The organism is Rhodococcus sp. O3 (assembly GCF_048897285.1).
GTDB lineage: Bacteria > Actinomycetota > Actinomycetes > Mycobacteriales > Mycobacteriaceae > Rhodococcus.
In genome coordinates, this window is sequence record NZ_JBMBTE010000072.1 from 1 (window position 1) to 4,072 (window position 4,072).

At 68.5% G+C, this 4,072-nt stretch carries 5 protein-coding genes; all 5 read left to right on the top strand.

Features of this window, described 5'->3' with window-relative positions:
- Window positions 1-559 (top strand): biotin/lipoyl-containing protein (locus tag ACN675_RS19035; protein ID WP_420752327.1); only part of this gene is annotated, 559 nt, incomplete at its 5' end.
- A gap of 9 nt (window positions 560-568) precedes the next feature.
- Window positions 569-1,729: an acyl-CoA dehydrogenase family protein gene (locus ACN675_RS19040; protein WP_197256305.1), complete on the top strand. Its 1,161-nt coding sequence runs from the start codon at window positions 569-571 to the stop codon at window positions 1,727-1,729.
- 83 nt (window positions 1,730-1,812) lie between these two features.
- A complete protein-coding gene (locus ACN675_RS19045; protein WP_231611510.1) occupies window positions 1,813-2,274 on the top strand; it encodes a MaoC family dehydratase in 462 nt (153 codons plus the stop codon).
- 5 nt (window positions 2,275-2,279) lie between these two features.
- The gene (locus tag ACN675_RS19050; RefSeq protein ID WP_420752328.1) at window positions 2,280-3,134 is read left to right on the top strand and encodes an HpcH/HpaI aldolase/citrate lyase family protein; all 855 of its coding nucleotides are present in this window, start codon (window positions 2,280-2,282) and stop codon (window positions 3,132-3,134) included.
- 203 nt (window positions 3,135-3,337) lie between these two features.
- A complete protein-coding gene (locus tag ACN675_RS19055; RefSeq protein ID WP_420752329.1) occupies window positions 3,338-3,688 on the top strand; it encodes a hypothetical protein in 351 nt (116 codons plus the stop codon).
- Window positions 3,689-4,072: the final 384 nt, after the last annotated feature.

Here is a 4,072-nt window from a genome sequence, read left to right on the forward strand (position 1 = left end):
CGGCACCCCGGCCCCGACGACCATCCGGTTGCAGACCCCGACCCGCACCGACCACGTGCACATCAGCGGCACTCCCGGTGCCGCGACCGCCCGCATCGAGGACGGCCCCGGGCGCCCGCTCACCGCAGAGCTCGACGGGGCTGTCCTGAGCATCACCCTCGACGGCCGGCGTTCGGTGTTCCGCGTCGCCGCCGACGACGATCACGTGTGGCTGGCCGGCAACGGCGGCACGTGGCCGGTGCGCGAGGCCCGCGAACCGAACATCCGCGGCGCGGATGCGCACGCCGGGGAAGCGGAGCTGACCAGCCCCATGCCGGGCACGGTCATCGCCACCCCCGTCGAGGCCGGTGCCACGGTCACCGCCGGCACCACGGTCGTGGTCGTCGAGGCCATGAAGATGGAGCACGCCCTGACCTCGCCGGTCGACGGCACCGTCGAACTGCTGGTCGCCGCCGGCGATCAGGTCAAGGTCGACCAGCTCCTCGCACGCATCGTGCCCGTCCACACCGACACCGCAGTTCCTTCCGACGCCGCAGTTCCTTCCGAGACCGAGAACTAGGACCGCACCATGAGCAGCTACCTCTCCACCGACCAGCTTCCCGACGACTACCGGGACCTGAAGAACACCGTCGCGGAATTCGCGCGCACCGTCGTCGCGCCGGTCGCCGCCGAGCACGACGCCAACCACACCTTCCCGTACGAGGTCGTGGCGGGCATGGCCGAGCTGGGCCTGTTCGGCCTGCCCTTCCCCGAGGAGTACGGCGGCCAGGGCGGCGACTACTTCGCTCTGTGCCTGGCCCTCGAGGAACTCGGCAAGGTCGATCAGTCCGTCGCCATCACCCTCGAGGCGGGCGTCTCGCTCGGTGCGATGCCGATCTACCGCTTCGGCAACGAAGAACAGAAGAACAAGTGGCTGCCGCAGCTCGCCGCGGGCCGCGCGCTCGGCGCGTTCGGCCTGACCGAGCCGGGCGCCGGCAGCGACGCGGGCGGCACCAAGACCACCGCGAAGCTCGACGGCGACCAGTGGGTGATCAACGGCAACAAGCAGTTCATCACCAACTCCGGCACCGACATCACCGAGATCGTCACCGTCACCGCCGTCACGGGCGAACGGGATGGCAAGAAGGAGATCTCCACGATCGTCGTTCCCACCGACACCCCCGGATTCACCGCCGAACCCGCGTACAACAAGGTCGGCTGGAACGCCTCGGACACGCATCCGCTCACGTTCTCCGACGTGCGGGTGCCGGCCGAGAACCTGCTCGGTGAGCGCGGCCGCGGCTACGCGAACTTCCTGCGGATCCTCGACGAGGGCCGTATCGCGATCGCAGCCCTGTCCACCGGTGCGGCACAGGGCTGTGTCGACGAGTCCGTCAAGTACGCCAAGGAACGCGAGGCGTTCGGCCGGCCCATCGGCAGCAACCAGGCCATCGCCTTCAAGATCGCGCGCATGGAAGCGCGGGCGCACACGGCCCGGACCGCCTACTACGACGCGGCAGCCCTGATGCTCTCCGGCAAGCCGTTCAAGAAGCAGGCTGCGATCGCCAAGCTCATCGCGTCCGAGGCGGCGATGGACAACGCGCGCGATGCCACCCAGATCCACGGCGGCTACGGCTTCATGAACGAGTACCCGGTGGCGCGGCACTACCGCGACAGCAAGATCCTCGAGATCGGCGAGGGCACCACCGAGGTCCAGCTGATGCTGGTGGCGCGGGAGCTGGGCCTGTGAGCACCGCACCCGCGAACAACACCCCCGCGAACAACACGCCCACGAACAACACGGAAGTCACCAAGCGCGTCGTCCAGCGGGGCCTGTGGTTCGAGGAGTTCGAACTCGGCGCCGTCTACGAGCACCGGCCCGGCCGTACCGTGACCGAGGCGGACAACGTTCTGTTCACGACGCTGACGATGAACACCCAGGCCCTGCACCTCGATGCCGCCTACAGTGCCGGCACCGAGTTCGGCGAGCCGCTGGTCAACTCGATGTTCACGCTGTCCACGCTGATCGGCCTGTCCGTCGCGCAGCTCACCCAGGGCACGATCGTCGCCAATCTCGGCTTCTCGGAGGTCAAGTTCCCGCATCCCGTCCGCCACGGCGACACCATGTATGCGGAAACCCTCATCACCGACAAGCGCGAGTCGAAGTCCCGGCCGGGGCAGGGCATCGTGACGTTCGAACACACCGCCCGCAATCAGCACGGCAAGGTGATCGCCGTCGCGGTGCGGCAGACTCTCGTCCAGAAGCGGCCGGTCGATCCGGCGCAGGAAGGTTGACGACGATGAGCACCATTCCGGGCCCTGCGTGGCTGTTCTGCCCGGCGGACCGGCCCGAGCGGTACGGGAAGGCCGCGGCGATCGCCGACGTCGTGATCCTCGACCTCGAGGACGGTGTCGCGCACGCCGACAAGGACTACGCGCGGCGCTGCCTCGTCGACTCACCCCTCGATCCCGAACGGACCGTGGTGCGGGTCAACCCGGTCGGTACCGAGGAGCACGCCGAGGACCTGAAGGCGCTCGCCAAGACCGCGTACACGCGTGTGATGCTCGCCAAGTGCGAGTCCGCGGAGCAGGTCACCTCCCTCGCGCCGCGTGAGGTGATCGCGCTGATCGAGTCGCCGCCCGGCGCCCTCGCCGTCTCCGAGATCGCACTCGCCGCCGGCACGATCGGCGTCATGTGGGGTGCGGAAGATCTCGTCGTCGGGCTGGGCGGCCAGTCCAGCCGGCACGCGGACGGTTCGTATCGCGACGTCGCGCGGCACGTCCGTTCGTCGGCGCTGCTCGCGGCGAAGACCTACCGCCGGTGGGCGCTGGACTCGGTGTATCTCGACATCAAGGACCACGACGGCCTGCGGGACGAGACGCTCGACGCCGTCGCGGTGGGCTTCGACGCGAAGGTCGCCATTCACCCCGGCCAGATCGAGGTCATCCGCCAGGCCTACGCCCCGACGGAAGAACAGGTCGAGTGGGCGCGACGCGTGCTGGCCGCGGTGCCCGAGGAACGCGGCGTGTTCCAGTTCGAAGGAAAGATGGTCGACGCGCCGGTGCTGCGGCACGCCGAGCAGATCCTGCACCGGTCCGTCGAAGCCCGCGTGCAGGGGCATGCCCCGACGGGCGGGGAGGACGCGCGACAGTAGCGTTTCGGGCCGCAGGCCTCGAGGGCGTTTCGGGCCGCAGGCCTCGAGGGCGTCGCCTCGCCACCGGGAAACCGGTGGCGGGGCGACGCCCTACACGTGCTGGAGCAGTTCGGTCCACGAGACGGTCGGTCTCGTGACCTCGGACACATCCTGAGCGTGACCTAACTGGACAAAACACCGACGTCGATGCTCGGATGACGGGCATGGACGTCGCCATCAAGATCTTCCTCATCCTGCACTTCATCGGCCTCGCCGGCATCATCGGCAGCTGGCTCGCCGTGGTGAAGGAACCTCGCGTCGTGACCGGCATGCTGCACGGCGCGATCCTCCAGCTCGTCAGCGGCCTCGCCCTCGTCGGTCTGCGCGAGGCGCAGGACGTGGTTGAGCTGAACCACATGAAGATCGGCATCAAGCTCGTGGTCGCCCTCGTGATCCTCGTCCTCGCGATCGTGGGCCTCAAGAAGGAGAAGCAGAGCCCGGGTTCGACGGGTGCTCTCGCCCACACGATCGGCGGTCTCGGCATCCTCAACGTGATCATCGCGGTGCTCTGGTGAGCAGGTGACGGGAAAACGCGACCGCTGTCGCTACTGCCCGGTAGATTCACTCCCGCGGGGTTCGGCGCGCAGCGTCGGGTCCCGTGCGGTCGTTTCGGCGGCAGTGTTCCCAGGCGGTAGATTGGGGCGATGTGCGTGCGCCGAATGCCCACCTCACCGCCCCGGTACCTCGGGGCGGTCTTCGGCGTGCGGGGGGAGGCGGACGGGGGTCCGTGCAGGGCAGGCGCAGGTGCGCCGATGAAACAGAGTTGGACCGACCGGCAATAGACGATAAGCAGCGGTTGCTCTTGTGCGAGTAGCGGTCGGTTCCTGTGCCCTCCCGGGCGAGGAACAGGGCGTTTGTGGTGTGGGGAACTCGAAGATGTTCCGGAAACGAGGTAACGG